The 14,215-nt window shown below is 71.9% G+C and carries 12 protein-coding genes; 2 read left to right on the top strand and 10 right to left on the bottom strand.

Translation table 11 applies throughout. The features are described from left to right. Positions 1-16 precede the first annotated feature (16 nt). The 6 genes from folE to dacB form a co-directional block, all read right to left on the bottom strand. Positions 17-622, bottom strand: a complete 606-nt coding sequence (gene folE / locus AB0K92_RS04485) for a GTP cyclohydrolase I FolE (protein WP_166001076.1) — start codon at positions 620-622, stop codon at positions 17-19. Positions 623-792: 170 nt separating this feature from the next. Beyond that, complete coding sequence (ftsH, locus tag AB0K92_RS04480) at positions 793-2,841, bottom strand: ATP-dependent zinc metalloprotease FtsH (protein WP_365919297.1); 2,049 nt, start codon at positions 2,839-2,841, stop codon at positions 793-795. 205 nt (positions 2,842-3,046) lie between these two features. After that, positions 3,047-3,607 carry a hypoxanthine phosphoribosyltransferase gene (hpt, locus tag AB0K92_RS04475; protein ID WP_031165039.1) on the bottom strand — a complete coding sequence of 187 codons (561 nt, stop codon included), beginning with the start codon at positions 3,605-3,607 and terminating at the stop codon, positions 3,047-3,049. A gap of 50 nt (positions 3,608-3,657) precedes the next feature. Beyond that, the gene (gene tilS, locus AB0K92_RS04470) at positions 3,658-4,656 is read right to left on the bottom strand and encodes a tRNA lysidine(34) synthetase TilS (RefSeq protein WP_365919295.1); all 999 of its coding nucleotides are present in this window, start codon (positions 4,654-4,656) and stop codon (positions 3,658-3,660) included. A 193-nt stretch (positions 4,657-4,849) separates the two neighbouring features. Then, positions 4,850-5,980: a zinc-dependent metalloprotease gene (locus AB0K92_RS04465; RefSeq protein WP_365919293.1), complete on the bottom strand. Its 1,131-nt coding sequence runs from the start codon at positions 5,978-5,980 to the stop codon at positions 4,850-4,852. A gap of 471 nt (positions 5,981-6,451) precedes the next feature. Continuing rightward, entirely contained in the window at positions 6,452-8,062 is a 1,611-nt protein-coding gene (gene dacB / locus AB0K92_RS04460) for a D-alanyl-D-alanine carboxypeptidase/D-alanyl-D-alanine-endopeptidase (protein WP_365919291.1), read from the bottom strand. A 79-nt stretch (positions 8,063-8,141) separates the two neighbouring features. On the opposite strand from dacB, the gene AB0K92_RS04455 reads away from it, so the two are divergent. Both AB0K92_RS04455 and AB0K92_RS04450 read left to right on the top strand, forming a co-directional pair. Next, a complete protein-coding gene (locus AB0K92_RS04455; protein WP_029381130.1) occupies positions 8,142-8,633 on the top strand; it encodes an inorganic diphosphatase in 492 nt (163 codons plus the stop codon). Between the two features lie 127 nt (positions 8,634-8,760). After that, positions 8,761-10,386, top strand: coding sequence for a threonine/serine exporter family protein (locus tag AB0K92_RS04450; protein ID WP_365919289.1), 1,626 nt, complete (start codon positions 8,761-8,763; stop codon positions 10,384-10,386). Positions 10,387-10,408: 22 nt separating this feature from the next. Here AB0K92_RS04450 and AB0K92_RS04445 read toward each other — a convergent pair whose 3' ends face one another. The 4 genes from AB0K92_RS04445 to AB0K92_RS04430 all read right to left on the bottom strand — a co-directional run bounded on the left by AB0K92_RS04445 (position 10,409) and on the right by AB0K92_RS04430 (position 14,201). Beyond that, entirely contained in the window at positions 10,409-11,407 is a 999-nt protein-coding gene (locus tag AB0K92_RS04445) for a VTT domain-containing protein (protein WP_365919287.1), read from the bottom strand. Positions 11,408-11,597: 190 nt separating this feature from the next. Continuing rightward, positions 11,598-12,359 carry a MerR family transcriptional regulator gene (locus AB0K92_RS04440; protein ID WP_365919285.1) on the bottom strand — a complete coding sequence of 254 codons (762 nt, stop codon included), beginning with the start codon at positions 12,357-12,359 and terminating at the stop codon, positions 11,598-11,600. A 127-nt stretch (positions 12,360-12,486) separates the two neighbouring features. After that, a complete protein-coding gene (locus AB0K92_RS04435) occupies positions 12,487-13,248 on the bottom strand; it encodes an ABC transporter permease (RefSeq protein WP_365919283.1) in 762 nt (253 codons plus the stop codon). Then, positions 13,245-14,201, bottom strand: coding sequence for an ATP-binding cassette domain-containing protein (locus AB0K92_RS04430; protein ID WP_365919406.1), 957 nt, complete (start codon positions 14,199-14,201; stop codon positions 13,245-13,247). The genes AB0K92_RS04435 and AB0K92_RS04430 overlap by 4 nt, the downstream gene beginning before the upstream one ends. Positions 14,202-14,215 lie beyond the last annotated feature (14 nt).

Below are 14,215 nucleotides of genomic sequence, written 5' to 3'. Positions count from 1 at the left end.
GCGCCTTCAGTACCGCTCAGTGCGCCATGATCAGGCTCATCGCCTCGTTGCGCGTCGCCGCGTCCCGCAGCTGCCCGCGCACGGCCGAGGTGATGGTCTTCGCGCCCGGCTTGCGGATGCCGCGCATCGACATGCACATGTGCTCGCACTCGATGACGACGATCACCCCGCGCGGCTCCAGGATCTCCATCAGGGAGTCCGCGATCTGCGTGGTGAGTCGTTCCTGCACCTGGGGGCGGCGGGCGTAGACGTCCACCAGCCGGGCCAGCTTCGACAGCCCGGTGATCTTGCCGGTGGTGGACGGGATGTAACCGACGTGCGCGACACCCCGGAACGGCACCAGGTGGTGCTCACAGGTCGAGTACACCTCGATGTCCTTGACCAGCACCATCTCGTCGTGCCCGAGGTCGAAGGTGGTCGTCAGGACGTCCTCGGGCTTCTGCCACAGCCCGGCGAATATCTCCTTGTACGCCCGCGCCACCCGCGCCGGCGTCTCCCGCAGGCCCTCGCGGTCCGGGTCCTCGCCGACCGCGATCAGGAGTTCGCGTACGGCGTTCTCGGCGCGCTTCTCGTCGAACTCGCCGATCGTGCCCTCGCCGTCCAGCGTCACGGGGTCGGTCATGTGGTGCCTCGTTCCTGTGTGTCGTGCTTTCCCGGCAGCGCCAGCCGGGCAGCGGCCGGGAAATGGCGGATGCCGCGCCCCAAGGCTAGAACCAGGGGGGCGCGGCATCCATTCCGGGCCTGCTGAGGCCGTCGGGCGCGCTGTGGCCGCCGGGGCGGCCACCGGGCGGGTCAGCTGTCGGAGCGGTCCTCCTGGACCGGTTCCGCGGCGGACTCCGCCGTCGTCGGCTTCGCCGTGGTCGACTTCGCCGTGCCGAGCGACGCCGTGGCACCGTTGGCGCCGTTGGTCAGCGCCAGCTCCTTCGGGGAGAGCACCGGCGGGCGGGTCGACGGCGTACGCCGCGAGGAGCCGGTCCACGCGGGCCGCGGCGGGCGCTTGACGATCGGGGCGAAGATCTCGGCGATCTCCTCCTTGCCCAGGGTCTCCTTCTCCAGCAGCTGGAGAACGAGGTTGTCGAGCACGTCGCGGTTCTCGACCAGGATCTCCCAGGCCTCGTTGTGCGCGGTCTCGATGAGCTTCTTGACCTCTTCGTCGACCAGCGCCGCGACCTCTTCCGAGTAGTCGCGCTGGTGCGCCATCTCCCGGCCGAGGAACGGCTCGGTGTTGTCGCCGCCGAACTTGATCGCGCCCAGGCGCTCCGTCATGCCGTACTGCGTGACCATCGCCCGGGCCAGGTTGGTGGCCTTCTCGATGTCGTTGGCGGCACCGGTGGTCGGGTCGTGGAAGACCAGCTCCTCGGCCGCGCGGCCGCCCAGCATGTAGGCCAGCTGGTCCAGCATCTCGTTGCGCGTGGTCGAGTACTTGTCCTCGTCCGGGAGCACCATCGTGTAGCCGAGGGCGCGGCCGCGGGACAGGATCGTGATCTTGTGGACCGGGTCGGAGTTCGGCGAGGCCGCCGCGACCAGGGCGTGACCGCCCTCGTGGTACGCGGTGATCTTCTTTTCCTTGTCCGACATGATCCGGGTCCGCTTCTGCGGGCCCGCCACGACGCGGTCGATCGCCTCGTCGAGCATCTTGTTGTCGATGAGCTTCTGGTCGCTGCGGGCCGTCAGCAGGGCGGCCTCGTTCAGCACGTTCGCCAGGTCGGCGCCGGTCATGCCGGGGGTGCGCCGGGCGACGGCCGCGAGGTCGACGTCCGGGGCGACCGGCTTGCCCTTCTGGTGGACCTTGAGGATCTCCAGACGGCCCTGCATGTCCGGGCGGTCGACGGCGATCTGCCGGTCGAAGCGGCCCGGGCGCAGCAGCGCCGGGTCGAGGATGTCCGGGCGGTTCGTCGCGGCGATGAGGATCACGCCGCCCTTGACGTCGAAGCCGTCCATCTCGACGAGCAGCTGGTTCAGGGTCTGCTCGCGCTCGTCGTGACCGCCGCCGAGGCCGGCGCCGCGGTGGCGGCCGACCGCGTCGATCTCGTCGACGAAGACGATCGCCGGGGCGTTCGCCTTGGCCTGCTCGAACAGGTCACGGACACGGGAGGCACCGACACCGACGAACATCTCGACGAAGTCGGAACCGGAGATCGAGTAGAACGGCACGCCGGCCTCGCCGGCGACGGCGCGCGCGAGCAGGGTCTTACCGGTGCCGGGCGGACCGTACAGCAGGACGCCCTTGGGGATCTTCGCCCCGACGGCCTGGAACTTCGCCGGCTCCTGGAGGAACTCCTTGATCTCGTGCAGCTCCTCGACGGCCTCGTCGGAACCCGCGACGTCCGCGAAGGTCGTCTTGGGGGTGTCCTTGGTGATGAGCTTGGCCTTCGACTTGCCGAAGTTCATCACCCGGGAGCCGCCGCCCTGCATCTGGTTCATCAGGAACAGGAAGACGACCACGATGAGGACGAAGGGCAGCAGGGAGAGCAGGATCCCGACGATCGGGTTCTGCTTGGACGGCGAGACGGTGTAGCCGTCCGGGATCTGCTTCTCCTGGAACTTGTTCTGCAGCGTGTTGGCGATGTCCACGCCCTGGTCGCCGATGTAGCTCGCCTGGATCTTCGAGCTGTCCTCGACCTCTACGCCGTCCTTGAGCTGGACCTTGATGATCTGCTCGTCACCGGTGGTCAGCTTGGCCGACTCGACCTTGTTCTCATTGATCGCCTGGACGACCTGGCCCGTGTCCACCGTCTTGTAGCCGCCGGACGAGCCGACGACCTGCATCAACACGACCACGGCAAGGACGGCCAGCACGATCCACATGACCGGCCCACGGAAGTATCGCTTCACGTCCATCCATACGGAGCGGTGCCGCCCCGTCCCTCCTGCCATAGTGAGTTTGATAAGACAGTTCTTCTGACGGTACCCCAGCATCGGCGCCCGAAGCCGTACGGGACGGCTGGCAAGCCCGTCTGCATGCTCCAACGCCGCGTGACCCGCCGGGGTTCCCAATCACGCCGGAAAGGCGCTCCGCCGGCCCAGCCGACGCACGGGCGCGGCGTCAGCCACCGTAGACGTGCGGCGCGAGCGTACCGACGAACGGCAGGTTGCGGTACTTCTCGGCGTAGTCCAGGCCGTAGCCCACGACGAACTCGTTGGGGATGTCGAAGCCGACCCACTCGACGTCGATGGCGACCTTGGCGGCGTCCGGCTTGCGCAGCAGCGTGCACACCTTCAGGGAGGCGGGCTCGCGCGAGCCGAGGTTGTTGATCAGCCAGGACAGGGTCAGGCCGGAGTCGATGATGTCCTCGACGATCAGGACGTGCTTGCCCTTGATGTCGGTGTCCAGGTCCTTGAGGATCCGTACCACGCCGGAGGACTGGGTGCCCGCGCCGTAGGAGGACACGGCCATCCAGTCCATGGTGACGGGGGTGGACAGCGCCCGCGCGAGGTCGGCCATGACCATCACCGCGCCCTTGAGCACGCCGACGATCAGCAGGTCCTTCCCCGCGTACTCCGCGTCGATCTTCGCGGCCAGCTCGGCCAGCTTGGCGTCGATCTCTTCCTTGGTGATGAGCACCTGCTGGAGGTCGGCACCCATGTCTTTCGCGTCCACCCGCATCACTTTCGGTCGTCCCACCGGCTGCCCGCCCCGTCGAGGGGGGCCGGGATTCAGCCTTGCCGAATCACCAGTCTGCCACCCTGCCGCTGGGCGACGACTTTGCCGGGGAGGTTGATGGCTCCCTGACCGCGCCATCCGGTGATCAGCCGGTCGACTTCCTCGATGTGGCGGGCGAACAGCGAGCCGGCCGGGGCGCCGGCCTCGATGGCCGCGCGGCGCAGGATCCGGCGGCGGACGGCGGGCGGCAGGGCGTAGAGCTTGGCGCACTCCAGCAGGCCGGCGGCGTCGCGGACGGTGGCCTCGGCCTGGCGGGCCCAGGCGTCGAGGGCGTCGGCGTCGTCGCGGGAGAGTTGGGCCGTCCGGGCGAGGGCCTCGACGACGCCCTTGCCGAGGGCCTTCTCCAGCGCGGGCAGGCCCTCGTGGCGCAGCCGGGAGCGGGTGTAGGCGGGGTCGGCGTTGTGCGGGTCGTCCCACACGGGCAGCGACTGGACCATGCAGGCCTTGCGGGCGGTCTGCCGGTCGAGTTCGAGGAAGGGGCGCCGGTAACGGCCGCCGGCCCCCGAGACCGCGGCCATTCCGGACAGCGAGCGGATGCCGGAACCGCGGGCGAGCCCCAGCAGTACGGTCTCGGCCTGGTCGTCGCGGGTGTGGCCGAGGAGGACGGCGGCGGCGCCGTGGCGTTCCGCCGCGGTGTCGAGCGCGGCGTACCGGGCGTCCCGGGCGGCGGCTTCGGGGCCGCCCGCGCGGCCGACGGTGACGGCGGTGGCCTCGACGGGGTCGAGGCCGAGTTCGCGCAGCCGCAGGCAGACCTCGGCGGCGCGCAGGTCCGAGCCGGGCTGGAGGCCGTGGTCGACGGTGACGCCTCCCGCGCGGATGCCGAGTTTGGGCGCCTCGAAGGCGAGGGCGGAGGCGAGCGCCATGGAGTCAGCGCCGCCGGAGCAGGCCACGAGGACGAGCGGCGGGGAGGTGGTGCTGTGGTCGTTGAGGATGTCGTGGAGGACGCGGCGGACCGCCAGGCGTATCGCCGCGACCGCAGGATGGGGACCCATGTCCGGTTCCCTTCATGAAGTTTTCCGGGGGGTGAGCCCGAGTCGGTCACTCAGAGTGTGTAGATGGTGACAGAACCGGGCCGTTCCCCGAGCATTGCACGCCTGTGCACGCCTCACGCTCCCTCGGACGGGTGATTACAGGGGCGTTCGCCTGCCGTCGGCCGGATTCGTTTCACGACCGTCTCACCCGATGTCACGTTTCACTGCGGCGGTGCACCCGCGCGATCCAATCCGCCGGTTTGGCGATCTCCCCCTTGGTGGGGAGAGTGTTCGGGGAGGTCCACACGCGGTTGAAGCCGTCCATGCCGACCTCGTCGACGACGGCCCGGACGAAGCGTTCGCCGTCGCGGTACTGCCGGAGCTTGGCGTCCAGGCCGAGGAGCTTGCGCAGGGCCAGGTCGAGGCGGGAGGCGCCCTTGGCGCGGCGCTGCTGGAACTTCTCGCGGATCTCGCCGACGGACGGGACGACCGCGGGGCCGACGCCGTCCATCACGAAGTCCGCGTGGCCCTCCAGGAGGGACATCACGGCGGTGAGGCGGCCCAGGATCTCGCGCTGGGCGGGCGTCTGCACCAGCTCCACGAAGGAGCGGCCGCCGTCGTCCTCCTCCGCCTCGGGGCGGCCGCCGGCGAGCGTCTGGGCGGCTTCGCGAACGCGTTCGAGGACCGTCATGGCGTCCACGTCGGTCTCCGCCAGGAACGACTGGATTTCACCCTCCAGGTGGTCCCGCAGCCAGGGCACCGCGGAGAACTGCGTGCGGTGGGTCTCCTCGTGCAGGCACACCCACAGGCGGAAGTCGTGGGGCCGTACGTCTAGTTCGCGCTCGACGTGGACGATGTTCGGGGCGACGAGCAGCAGCCGGCCGCCGCCTTGCCCGCCCGCGGGGAGGTCGCGGGTGGCGGGGGCGAAAGTCTCGTACTGGCCGAGGACGCGGGAGGCCAGGAAGGACAGCAGCATGCCCAGCTCCACGCCGGTGACCTTGCCGCCGACGGCGCCGAGGACCGCGCCGCCGGGGCCGGAGCCGCGGCGCTCCTGCATCTTCTCCAGCAGCGGGCGCAGGATCTCCCGGAAACCGGCGACGTTCGCCCGGATCCAGCCGGGGCGGTCGACGACGAGGACGGGGGTGTCGTGGGTGTCCTCGGTGCCCATATGAGTGAAGCCCCGGACGTGTTCCTCCGAGGCCTTGGCGTGGCGGCGCAGCTCCGCGACGACGGCGCGGGCCTCGTCGCGCGTCACCTCGGGGCCCGGCCGTACGAGCCGGGTCGCGGTCGCCACCGCGAGATTCCAGTCGACCATGCCGGATGCCGTGCCACCGATGCTCGTCATGTGTCAACCGTACGTGAGGCCCCCGCACGGGGGCAGGCCGTGGGAAGGCCCCCGGCGGTCCGGGGGTGCCGCGAACCGGCGCCCCCGCTCTGCGGCGCGCAACCATGTCCGGCTCCCCGCGCGCGGCGGTGTCCCGCTCCCCGCGCGGTGGTGTGCGGCTTTCGCCGTACGGCTGTGACCGCCCCGAGCGTCAGCCGCGAGGCGTCTCGAACCACGCCACCACCTGCGGCCGGCCAGCCGCACCGCGTGGAGGCCCCACCCCGCGTGACCGCCGCCGGCTGTCCGCGCGGCGCCTCCGGCTGCACGGCGAGGCTCTGTCCGGCTCGGCCTGCGCCTCGGCCTCGGCCCCCTGGGGTGCTTCCCCGGCTCGGACCGCACAGCCGCCGTACGGTCTCGATCGCCCCGCGACCTGCGGCCCTCTCCAGCCGGCCACGGACCAGGCCGCCAGGGCCCTCGCCGCGCGGCGCCCTCTCAGTCGCAGGTGCAGGCCGCCAGGGCCGTTGCCGTGCGGTCCAGGGCGGACTGGGCTGCGGGGGTGTCGAGGGTGTCGGAGGTGAGGAAGGCGAAGGCGAGGACGCGGCCGGAGTCGTCGACGACGGTGCCGGCCAGGGCGTTGACGCCGGTCAGCGTGCCGGTCTTGGCGCGGACGAGGCCGGCCGCGCCGTCGCCGTAACGGGTGGTCAGGGTGCCGGTGAAGCCGGCGACGGGGAGGCCGGTGAGGGTGGGGCGCAGTTCGGGGTGGGCGGGGTCGGCGGCCGCGGTGAGGAGCGCGGTGAGCAGGGAGGCCGTGAGCTTGCCGGCGCGGTCGAGGCCGCTGCCGTCCTTGATGACGGCGCCCTCGACCGGCAGGCCGAGCTTCTTCAGCCGGGCTTCGACGGCGCGGCCGGCCCCGGCGAAGTCGGGGCGTTCGCCGGTGGCGATGGCGGTGTGCCGGGCGAGGGCCTCGGCGATGTCGTTGTCGCTGTTGGTGAGCATCTGCTCGACGAGGGCGGACAGGGGCGGGGAGGAGACGGCGGCGAGGCGGTCCGCGCGGCCGGTGGCCTTGGACGGGCCGGGGGCCGTCGTCCTGACTCCCTCGGCCTCCAGCAAGTCCGCGAAGGCGCGGGTGGCCGCGGCGGCGGGGTCGGGGTGGCGCGTCGCGGGACCGCTGACGGAGTCGTCGGTGCGGGCCTCGTCGGCCATCAGGGCGGTGACGCGGGCCAGGTTGTCGTTGACCCCGATGGGGTGAAGGTCCGAGCCGGCGTACAGGGTGGTGTCGTACGACAGGGTCACCGCGCGGACGTCCCGTTTCTCCAGCGCGGCGGCGGTCTTCGCGGCGAGGGTGCGCAGGCTCGCCCGGCCCTCGGCGTCGCGGTCGGCGGTGAGGGTGGGGTCGCCGCCGCCGACCAGGACGAGTTCCTTGGTGTCGGGTTCGAAGACGGCCCGGGTGGTCAGGCGGTGCTCGGGGCCGAGGGCGGACAGCGCGGCCACGGCGGTGGCGATCTTGGTGGTGGAGGCGGGGGTGAGCGGCTCGTCCTGGGCCGTGCCGTAGAGCCGTTCGCCGGTGGCGATGTCGACGACGGCGGCCGCGCGGCGGGGGCCGAGCGCCGGGTCCGCCATCAGCGGGTCCAGCGTGGCGGCGAGGGCCCGGGCGTCCGGTCCCGGCCGGCCGGTGCCCTTCGCGCCGCCGAGACCGGCCAGCACCGACGCGGCGCTGGGCGCCGGACGCGGTCCCCCGGTCCCGCTCGTCCCGCCCCGGCCGGAGGCGCCGCCGTGAGATGCGCCACCCGCGTGGCCGGCGGCGGCGGCGCGGACCCGCTCGGCCGTACGCTGACCCGTGGAGTCCCAGGGTCCCGCGGCGGTCACCAGACCGGCGGCCAGCGCCAGACCGGCGGTGGCGGCACCCGCGGTGTACTGCCAGGTCTTCACCCGCGTGATCCGCGCGACCCGCGGTGACGCGGCCCGCGCCAGCCGCGCGACCCGCGGCCCCGACGCCGCCACGGCACGGGCGAGCGGAGGGCGCACGGCATCCGCGACCCGCGTCAGACCCCGTCTCAGACGCGGCCCCGCGGCCCGCCACGGCCTCAGCTCGACCACGACCACCAGCCCCTTTCGCGACCACACACCTGCGTGAGGGACACTTAACCACCAGAACTGTGTGTTGATCATGGAGGAGCCACCGGTGGAGTTCGACGTCACGATCGAGATCCCGAAGGGTTCGCGCAACAAGTACGAGGTGGACCACGAGACCGGTCGGATCCGCCTGGACCGCCGCCTGTTCACGTCGACCGCCTACCCGACGGACTACGGCTTCGTCGAGAACACCCTCGGCGAGGACGGCGACCCGCTGGACGCGCTGGTCATCCTGGACGAGCCGACCTTCCCGGGCTGCCTCATCCGCTGCCGCGCGATCGGCATGTTCCGGATGACCGACGAGGCCGGCGGTGACGACAAGCTGCTGTGCGTCCCGGCGACGGACCCGCGTGTGGAGCACCTGCGCGACATCCACCACGTGTCCGAGTTCGACCGCCTGGAGATCCAGCACTTCTTCGAGGTGTACAAGGACCTGGAGCCCGGCAAGTCCGTCGAGGGCGCCAACTGGGTGGGCCGCACCGACGCCGAGGCGGAGATCGAGCGGTCGTACAAGCGCTTCAAGGAGCAGGGCGGTCACTGACCTGCTGCTCGCCGGGTCACTGACCTGCCGCTCGCTGGGTAGACGGGCCGTACGCGTGTGCGTGCGGCCCGTTCGTCATGTGTGCGCATACTGAGGTACCGGAGGTGTCGTACAGGGAGCACTGCACGTGACGGACGCGGAGGACCGCAAGCCGCTGTCGGACGAGGCGAGGATGGCGTTCACGCCGCCCGCCGGTGTCGAGGTCGGGGACAGCGAGTCGGAGACCACCTCCGAGTTCGCCCTTCCGGACGGGCTGGACGTCCCGCACCCGCCGAGCGCGGAGCCCGAGGGGTCGGCGTTCGTCCCGCCGCGCGCCTACAGCGCCCGGGAGGCGCCCGCGTTCACCCCGGCCGCCGGGATACCGGCGGTCAGCCTGACCAAGGACGCGCCGTGGCAGGACCGGATGCGCACGATGCTGCGGATGCCGGTGACCGAACGGCCCGCGCCGGAGCCGGTGCAGCGGACCGAGGAGGGCGGCCCGGCCGTCCCGCGCGTGCTGGACCTGTCCCTGCGTATCGGGGAGCTGCTGCTGGCGGGCGGTGAGGGCGCGGAGGACGTCGAGGCGGCCATGTTCGCGGTCTGCCGCTCGTACGGCCTGGACCGGTGCGAGCCGAACGTCACCTTCACCCTGCTGTCGATCTCGTACCAGCCGTCGCTGGTGGACGATCCGGTGTCGGCGGCGCGGACCGTGCGGCGGCGCGGGACGGACTACACGCGGCTCGCGGCCGTCTTCCAGCTGGTGGACGACCTCAGCGACCCGGAGACGCATCTCTCCCTGGAGGAGGCCTACCGACGGCTCGCGGAGATCCGCCGCAACCGGCACCCGTATCCGACCTGGGTGCTGACGGCGGCCAGCGGGCTGCTCGCGGGCGCGGCGTCGGTGCTGGTCGGCGGCGATCTGATCGTGTTCGTCGCGGCGGCGCTGGGCGCGATGCTCGGGGACCGGCTGGCGTGGCTGTGCGCGGGGCGCGGGCTGCCGGAGTTCTACCAGTTCACGGTCGCCGCGATGCCGCCGGCCGCGATCGGGGTGGCGCTGACCGTCGCGCACGTGGACGTCGCGGCGTCCGCCGTGATCACCGGTGGGCTGTTCGCGCTGCTGCCCGGACGGGCGCTGGTGGCGGGTGTGCAGGACGGGCTGACCGGCTTCTACATCACCGCGGCGGCCCGGCTGCTGGAGGTCCTGTACTTCTTCGTGGGCATCGTGGTCGGCGTGCTGGTGGTGCTGTACTTCGGCGTCCAGCTCGGGGCGCAGCTGAACCCGGAGGCCGCGCTGGGGACCGCCGAGCAGCCGCTGGTGCAGACCGCCGCGTCGATGCTGCTGTCGCTGACCTTCGCGGTGCTGCTGCAGCAGGAACGATCCACCGTGCTCGCCGTGACGCTCAACGGCGGCGTGGCGTGGGTGGTGTACGGCGCGCTGCACTACGCCGGCGATCTGTCGCCGGTGGCGTCCACGGCGGCGGCGGCCGGGCTGGTCGGTCTGTTCGGGCAGCTGATGTCGCGGTACCGGTACGCGTCCGCGCTGCCGTACACGACCGCCGCGATCGGGCCGCTGCTGCCGGGTTCGGCCACCTACTTCGGGCTGCTGGCGATCGCGCAGAACGACGTCGACGGGGGCCTCGGGTCGCTGACCAAGGCGGCGGCGCTGGCGATGGCCATCGCCATCGGCGTGAACCTGGGGTCGGAGGTGTCCCGCCTCTTCCTGCGGGGCGCGGGCCGGGGCCGCAAGGCGGCCAAGCGGACGCGGGGCTTCTGACCCCGCGTCCCGCGGGTGCGGCTCAGTAGCCCTGGTTCTGGTTGTACGGGTACGGCTGCTGCTGGGGGTACGGCTGGTTCCCGTACGGCTGCTGGTCCCCGTACGGCTGCTGCCCGCCCTCGTAGGGCTGCTGCTGGTCCCCGTAGGGCTGCTGCGGGGAGGCGTAAGGCTGCTGCGGGGAGGCGTAGGGCTGCTGGGTGCCGTAGCCGCCCTGGTCGTAGCCGTACTGCCGGTGGTCGTGGCCGCCGTCGTACTGCTGCTGGTCGTAGCCGTACTGCTGGGGCTGCTGGGGCTGCTCGACGCGGCGGAGCTGGGTGGTGGCGTCGTCCATCACCGGGTACGCCTGCTGCTGCGGGGCCTGGGGCTGGCGGGGCTCGGCGGTCTGCTGCGGGCCGGCCTTCTTCTTCTGCGACCGGGCGCGCCAGAACTCGATGATGATCGGGACGACGGAGATGAAGACGATCAGGATCAGGATCGCTTCGATGTTCTTCTTGACGAAGTCGATGTTGCCCAGCCAGGAGCCGAGCAGGGTGACGCCGGCGCCCCAGAGGATGCCGCCGAGGACGTTGAAGATCAGGAAGGAGCGGTACCGCATGCCGCTGACGCCGGCGATGATCGGCGTGAAGGTGCGGACGATGGGCACGAAGCGGGCCAGGACCAGCGATTTCGGGCCGTACTTCTCGAAGAACTCATGGGCCTTGGTGACGTTCTCCTGCTTGAAGAAGCGGGAGTCCGGCCGGGTGAACAGCGCGGGGCCGACCTTCTTGCCGAACATGTAGCCCGCCTGGTCGCCGAGGATCGCGGCGACGCAGATCAGCACGATGGCCAGCCACAGCGGGAAGTCCAGCTCCTTGGAGGCGATCAGCAGGCCCGCGGTGAACAGCAGCGAGTCACCGGGCAGGAAGAAGCCGATGAGCAGGCCCGACTCGGCGAAGACGATGAGGAGCAGACCCCAGATCCCGAAGGTGTCGAGCAGGTAGTTCGGATCCAGCCAGCTGGGTCCGAGGGCGAGCGTCGTCACGATTCCGGGCTCCTGAGGGGGTGAGGGGGAGTGCGGCGTCCAGTGCGGCCGGACAACGCTATCAACGTGCCGCGCCCGTGCCGGGTTCCACCGGTGTTCTTCAGGATGCCAGGGTGCACCGCGCGCCCGCGGGGACCCAAGCCGTCGTGGCCCGGGAGCCGGCCCGCGGGACCGGTCCCGGGCCACGACGTCAGGAGGAGTGGCGGGCCGCGTTCGCGACGATGGCGTCCCTGAGGTGCTCGGCGAGACCGGGGCGCATGGTGTCGTAGAACGCCTTGAAGCGCTCGTCCGAGACGTACATCTCGCCCAGGCAGCGGTGCATCTCGTAGCCGCAGTCGTAGTACCAGCCGGTGATGTGCTGCCGGTGCTCCTCGGCGAGGTCCATGGCCCGCTCACCGGTGGGCGGCTCGCCGTCGGCCATCACGGCGCCGTAGCGCTCGGCCCAGTCGGCCGCCTCGGCCTGGATCCGCTTCCAGTCCTCCTTGGTGTAGGTCGCCGCGCGGCGCTGCGACTCGGCCCACGCCTCGGTGCCGCCCCAGCGGGCCTCGGCCTCCTCGGCGTACTGCTCCGGGTCCTTGTCCCCGAAGACCTCGAACCGCTCCTCGGGCGTGAGGTTGATCCCCATCTTGCGTGCCTCCATGGCGTGCTCCACGGCCGCCGCCATCTGCCGCAGCTTCTCGATCCGGGCGGTCAGCAGCTCGTGCTGCCGGCGCAGGTGGACCCGCGGGTCCGCCTCCGGGTCGTCGAGCAGGACGGCGACCTCGTCGAGCGGGAAGCCGAGCTCGCGGTAGAACAGGATCTGCTGCAGCCGGTCGAGGTCGGCGTCGCTGTAGCGCCGGTGGCCCGCGCGGCTGCGCTCGCTGGGCACGAGCAGGCCGATGTCGTCGTAGTGGTGCAGGGTGCGCACCGTCACTCCGGCGAAACCGGCGACCTGTCCCACGGAGTAGCTCACTTCCGCTCCCTTCTCGGTACGCCGTCCACGGTGCGGCCTCACGTCGCGTGAGGTGCAAGCCGCTTTTCCTGCGGGCGGCCCCGGTACCGGCCCGGAGACCCGGCCCCGGAGCCGGACCGGGGAACGGCTACGCGCTCAGCCGCGCGAACCTGCGCACCGCCAGGGGGAAGAACACCGCCAGCAGGCCCACCGGCCAGGCCACCGCCGCCCAGACGTGGTCCGCGGCGACCGTCCCGCCCGCGCACAGCTCGCGCACCGCGGTCGCCGTGTGGGACAGCGGGTTCCACTCCACGACCGTACCCAGCCAGCCGGGCATGGAGGCCGGGGTGGCGAGGGCGTTGGAGAGGAAGCCGACCGGCCAGACGAGGATCTGGACGGCCTGGACCATCTCCGGGCGCCCGGCGAGCAGAGCGAGGTGGATGCCGATCCACAGCATGGCGAAACGGAACAGCAGGAGCAGCCCGACGGCCGCCGCGAAGCCCGCGAGGCCGCCGCGCACCCGCCAGCCGAGGGCGTGGCCCACGCCCGTCAGCACGGCCAGGACCAGGGCCGACTGGAGCATGTCGGCGGCGGACCGGCCCACCAGGACGGCCCCGTCGGCCATCGGCATGGACCGGAAGCGGTCGATCACTCCCTTGTTCAGGTCCTGGGTGACGGCGATCATCGTGCCCTCCAGGCCGAAGGCCATGGTGAGGGCGAGCATGCCGGGGACCAGGTAGTCCACATAGGGCCCGCTGACGCCGCGGCCGCCGCCGATGAGGTAACCGAACATCAGCAGCAGCATCACGGGGAACACCAGGTTCACCACGACCTGGACCGGCTGCCGTGCCCAGTGGGCGAGTTCGCGGCGGGTCATCGTCCAGGAGTCGGTCAGGGCGTGGGTGCTCACACGGCCTCCTTCTCGCGGCTCTCGCCGCCTGTCAGGTGCAGGAAGACCTCGTCGAGCGTGGGCCGGCGCAGCGCGATGTCCTCGGCTTCGATGCCGGCTTCCGCGAGGGCGCGGACGACGCCGGTGAGGGCGGTCATGCGGTCGGTGACGGGGGCGCTGAGCAGCCGCCGGTCGGGGTCGATCCGGACGGTTTCCCGTGGCACCGGCAGCAGGGCGGCGGCCGCACCGAGCTCGCCGCCGTCGCGCAGGACGACGTCGACGCGGTCGCCGCCGAGGGCGGACTTCAGCTCGTCGGGGGTGCCCTCGGCGACGACCCGGCCGGAGTCGACCACCGCGACGCGGTCGGCGAGCTGGTCGGCCTCCTCCAGGTACTGGGTGGTGAGCAGGACCGTGGTGCCGCCGCCGACCAGGGAGCGGACCGCGGCCCAGACCTCGGCGCGGCCGCGCGGGTCGAGGCCGGTGGTGGGCTCGTCCAGGAAGAGCACCTCGGGATCGGTGACGAGCGAGGCCGCGAGGTCGAGGCGGCGGCGCATCCCGCCGCTGTACCGCTTGACCTGCTTGCGCCCGGTGTCGGCGAGGCCGAAGCGGGCCATCAGCTCGTCGGCGCGCATCCGCGCGGGGCGAGTGCCGAGGTGATGGAGGCGGCCGAACATCTCCAGGTTCTGCCGGCCGTCGAGTTCCTCGTCGACGGCCGCGTGCTGGCCCAGCAGGCCGATGCGCAGCCGGATCTCGCGCGCCCGGGTCACCACGTCGTGGCCGGCGACCTCGACGCGGCCCGCGTCCGGCTTCAGCAGGGTGGACAGGATGCGTACCAGGGTCGTCTTACCGGCGCCGTTGGGGCCCAGTACGGCCTGGACCGTGCCTCGCGGGACCACGAGGTCGAGTCCGTCGAGCGCCTTCTTGTCTCGGTATGTCTTGCGTGCGCCGTCCACGGTGATCGCCGTAGGGGTCACAGCCACCCACTCTC

Source organism: Streptomyces sp. NPDC052687 (assembly GCF_040678395.1).
Classification (GTDB): domain Bacteria; phylum Actinomycetota; class Actinomycetes; order Streptomycetales; family Streptomycetaceae; genus Streptomyces.
This window is presented reverse-complemented; position numbering and strand designations above follow the sequence as displayed.

Bases quoted from the DNA above. Each gene is read 5' to 3' on its own strand.
- ftsH (WP_365919297.1), bottom strand. From the start codon at position 2,841: ATGGACGTGAAGCGATACTTCCGTGGGCCGGTCATGTGGATCGTGCTG.
- hpt (WP_031165039.1), bottom strand. From the start codon at position 3,607: ATGCGGGTGGACGCGAAAGACATGGGTGCCGACCTCCAGCAGGTGCTC.
- folE (WP_166001076.1), bottom strand. From the start codon at position 622: ATGACCGACCCCGTGACGCTGGACGGCGAGGGCACGATCGGCGAGTTC.
- AB0K92_RS04465 (WP_365919293.1), bottom strand. From the start codon at position 5,980: ATGACGAGCATCGGTGGCACGGCATCCGGCATGGTCGACTGGAATCTC.
- tilS (WP_365919295.1), bottom strand. From the start codon at position 4,656: ATGGGTCCCCATCCTGCGGTCGCGGCGATACGCCTGGCGGTCCGCCGC.